This is a genomic window from Micromonospora sp. NPDC049580 (assembly GCF_040675595.1).
Lineage (GTDB): Bacteria > Actinomycetota > Actinomycetes > Mycobacteriales > Micromonosporaceae > Micromonospora.
This window is the reverse complement of sequence record NZ_JBFAPG010000535.1, coordinates 1-3999: the sequence shown is the minus strand read 5'-3', so window position 1 is coordinate 3999 and position 3999 is coordinate 1. Positions and strand designations below refer to the sequence as shown.

The following is a 3999-nucleotide window of genomic DNA, read 5'->3' as shown; positions in this document are numbered from 1 at the left end:
GCCGGCGGGCGGTGGGGCTGTCGGGGTCGATCAGGCGGCGGTCAGACGACGCCGGCCAGCAACTGCCGGGCCATGACGATGCGCTGCACCTGGTTGGTGCCCTCGTAGATCTGGGTGATCTTGGCGTCACGCATCATCCGCTCGACCGGGTAGTCGCGGGTGTAGCCGTAGCCGCCGAGCAGCTGCACCGCGTCGGTGGTGATCTCCATGGCGGCGTCGGAGGCGAAGCACTTGGCCGCCGCGCCGAAGTAGGTCAGGTCGGCGTCGCCCCGCTCGGACTTGCCGGCGGCGGCGTACGTGAGCTGCCGCGCCGCCTCCAGCTTCATGCCCATGTCGGCGAGCATGAACTGGATGCCCTGGAACTCGGCGACCGCCTTGCCGAACTGGCGGCGCTCGGCCACGTACCCCTTGGCGTAGTCGAGCGCGCCCTGCGCGATCCCGACGGCCTGCGCGGCGATGGTGACCCGGGTGTGGTCCAGGGTCTTCATGGCGGTGGCGAAGCCGGTGCCCTCGGCGCCGATCATCCGGTCGGCGGGGATTCGCACGTTGTCCAGGTAGACCTCGCGGGTCGGCGAGCCCTTGATGCCGAGCTTCTTCTCCGGAGCGCCGAAGCTCACCCCGGCGTCGGACTTCTCGACCACGAAGGCCGAGATGCCCCGGGAGCGGGCGGCGGGGTCGGTGACGGCGAAGACGGTGTAGAACTCGGAGACGCCGGCGTTGGTGATCCACCGCTTCACGCCGTTGAGCACCCAGTGATCCCCGTCACGCACCGCCCGGGTCGTCATCGACGCCGCGTCGCTGCCCGCCTCCGGCTCGGAGAGGCAGTACGAGAACATGGCGTCGCCCGCCGCGACCGGGGTCAGGTAGCGGCGCTTGAGCTCCTCGGAACCGGACAGCAGCAGCGGCATCGTGCCGAGCTTGTTCACCGCCGGGATCAGCGACGAGGACGCGCAGGCGCGCGCCACCTCCTCGATCACGATGGCGGTGGCCAGCGCGTCCGCGCCCGCGCCGCCGTACTCCTCGGGGATGTGCGGCGCGTGGAAATCGGCTGCCCGCAGCGCGTCGTAGGACGCCTTCGGGAACTCCCCGGTCTCGTCGGCCTCGGCGGCGTGCGGAGCCACCTTGGCGGCACAGACCTCACGGACCGCCTGCCGGATCGCCTCGTGCTCCTCGGGCAACCGGTAGACGTCGAACGACTCCCCTGCGGCCATGTCGGCCCCTCCCCTTCACCGCTATCATGCGCAGTCTGTGGCCTCCCCTGACCGCCGACCGCGCAGACTGAAGGATAGCGACTGCAGTTCAGGTGATGTTACCGGCGCGTAGGTATGGGCATGACGGAGCACCCGCGCCGCTGGGCGATGATGGAAGGCAGACAGTTGAGCCACCCCTCCGGTGCCCGGCCAGGCGCCGCAGCAGAATGCGACGCGACGACGCGCCGCCAGTGCGAGCGGAGAAGACAGGCGTGACGATCCCCTACCCCACCATCCAGCCGACCCCCGCCATCGCCGCGGTGACGCCGCCTTCGGGCGCGCCTCGGCCGCGGGTGACGTTCCTGGGGACCGGCTACCTCGGTGCGACGTACGCCATCTGCTACGCGGAACTCGGGTACGAGGTGCTCGGGTTCGACGTCGACGCGGACAAGATCGCGATGTTGAACGCCGGCGAGGTGCCGATCCACGAGCCCGGCCTGGACGAGCTGCTCAAGCGCAACCTGGCCGCCGGTCGGCTGCGGTTCTCGACCGACATCGCCGAGACCGCCGAGTTCGGCGACGTGCACTTCATCTGCGTCGGCACCCCGCAGCGGGCCGACGGGATGGGCGCCGACCTGTCGTACGTCGAGGCGTCGGTGACCAGCCTCGCGCAGCACCTGACCCGCAAGGCGCTGATCGTCGGCAAGTCCACCGTGCCGGTGGGCACCGCCGACTGGGTCGAGCAGCTGGTCGGCAAGCACACCCCCGGCGACCTGGGCGTCGAGGTGGCGTGGAGCCCCGAGTTCCTCCAGGAGGGCTTCGCCGTCGACGACGTGCTGCGCCCCAACCGGATCGTGGTCGGCGTGAAGAGCGAGTGGGCCAACGGCATGCTCTACGCCGCGCACAAGGGCGTCTTCGACCTGGCCGCCACCGAGGACCGCGAGGTGCCCCTGGTGGTCACCGACTTCGCGACGGCCGAGCTGGTCAAGGTCGCGGCGAACGCGTTCCTGGCCACGAAGATCTCCTTCATCAACGCCATGGCCGAGGTCTGCGAGGCCAGCGGCGGCGACGTCACCCAGCTGGCCCGCGCGATCGGGTACGACCCCCGGATCGGCAACCGGTTCCTCCAGGCCGGCCTCGGCTTCGGTGGCGCCTGCCTGCCCAAGGACATCCGCGCCTTCCAGGCCCGCGCGCAGGAGCTGGGGGCCGGTGAGGCGCTGCGCTTCCTGCACGAGGTCGACCTGATCAACCTGCGCCGCCGGACCCGCGTGCTCCAGCTCGCGGCGGACCTGCTCGGCCGCCGTTCCGGGCCGGCCGGCCCGGACTTCTCCGGCACCCGGATCGCCGTGCTGGGCGCGACCTTCAAGCCCAACACCGACGACGTCCGCGACGCCCCGGCGCTCGCCGTCGCCGCGCTCCTGCAGAAGGCCGGCGCCGACGTGCACGTGTACGACCCGCAGGGCACCGAGAACGCCCGCCGCGCGGTGCCCGAGCTGACCTACGAGGCCGGCATCAACGAGGCGGTCGCCGGCGCCGACCTGGTCTGCGTCCTCACCGAATGGGCGGACTTCCGCAACGCCGACCCGGTCGCCCTGGGCGAGCTGGTCGGCGGTCGCAAGGTCGTCGACGGGCGCAACTGTCTCGACTCGGCACTGTGGACCCAGGCCGGCTGGGAGTACCGGGGCATGGGCCGCCCCTGACGGTTCGCCACTCACCGGCCGGTCGCGAAGCACTCTGCGCGGCCGGCCGGTGATGTTGTTTGCCCCGGACCCGCCGACAAGTGTCGAAATCCGCGCCAGCTTTGGGCATGCTGCGACAGTGGGAGTCCACAGTGCGGGTGGAGGGGTGTCGTGGCGACCTTTCAATGCTCCTCGTGCGGTCGGGAGATCAAGCCGGCCGTACGCTGCCCGCACTGCGGGGCCGACCAGCCCCAGTGGGTCGAACATCTGGCGGACATCGAGCGCTCGATCGCGGAGATGAAGGCACGCGACGCCGCCATCGCCAGCGAACAGCGGCAGATCGCCGCCAAGATGCAGGCCGCGCTCTTTCAACGGGACATCCTCGCCCACGCCGGTGAGGAGCGGATCAAGCAGGCCACCCGGCCCCGCCGGGTGCTGCGCCGCCGCCCCGGTCGCCGCCCGCCGACGGCCACCACCGGCGCGCCGCCGCCCCGGGTTCCGCGCCAGGGCACGCCGCACGTCCCGGACGATCCGCCGCCGCCCCCGCCCCGGGCGTCCTGGCTGGACGCCGACGACCCCGAGCACCCGCCGGAGGCGTCCTCGCGGGAGGTGCAGAACATCCCGCTCGGGCTGGGCGCGCTGCTGCTCGCCGTGGCCGCAGTGGTCTTCGCCGCGGTGGCGACGAGTTCGATGGACGCGCTGGCCCGCCTCGGCGTCCTGCTGCTCGCCACGGCACTGATGCTGCTCGCCCCGCCGGCGCTGGCCCGGCGCGGGCTCACCTCCACCGCGGAGACGATCTCCGCGGTGGGTCTGCTGCTCGTGCCGCTGGCCGGGTACGCGCTGTGGGCGGTGGACCGGATCGGCGACGGCGTCACCTCCGGCGCCGTCTTCGCCGGGCTGATCTTCGCGGCCACCGCCGCCGTGTCCGTCGGGTACGCCGCCTGGACCGGGCTGCGCGCGCCCCGCTTCGCGACAGTGGTCGCCGCGCAGCCGGTGCTGCCGCTGCTCGCGTACGACCGGATCACCGGGCCGGGCGGCTGGGCGCTGGTGCTGACCCTGGTGGCCCTCCTCGACCTCTGGCTGGCCCGCTCCCCGATCGTGGTGGAGCGCCCCGTCCGGCAGGACCTGCC

The 3999-nt window shown here is 72.3% G+C and carries 2 protein-coding genes and 1 pseudogene; 2 read left to right on the top strand and 1 reads right to left on the bottom strand.

Annotation, left to right across the window (positions count from 1 at the left end):
• Nucleotides 1–41: 41 nt before the first annotated feature.
• Nucleotides 42–1211, bottom strand: a complete 1170-nt coding sequence (locus AB0J68_RS28550; RefSeq protein ID WP_354854221.1) for an acyl-CoA dehydrogenase family protein — start codon at nt 1209–1211, stop codon at nt 42–44.
• Nucleotides 1212–1462: 251 nt separating this feature from the next.
• On the opposite strand from AB0J68_RS28550, the gene AB0J68_RS28545 reads away from it, so the two are divergent.
• Together AB0J68_RS28545 and AB0J68_RS28540 are read left to right on the top strand one after the other, a co-directional pair.
• The gene (locus tag AB0J68_RS28545) at nt 1463–2890 is read left to right on the top strand and encodes a UDP-glucose/GDP-mannose dehydrogenase family protein (RefSeq protein ID WP_354854219.1); all 1428 of its coding nucleotides are present in this window, start codon (nt 1463–1465) and stop codon (nt 2888–2890) included.
• A gap of 150 nt (nt 2891–3040) precedes the next feature.
• Nucleotides 3041–3999, top strand: a pseudogene (locus AB0J68_RS28540) (permease); the annotation flags it as partial.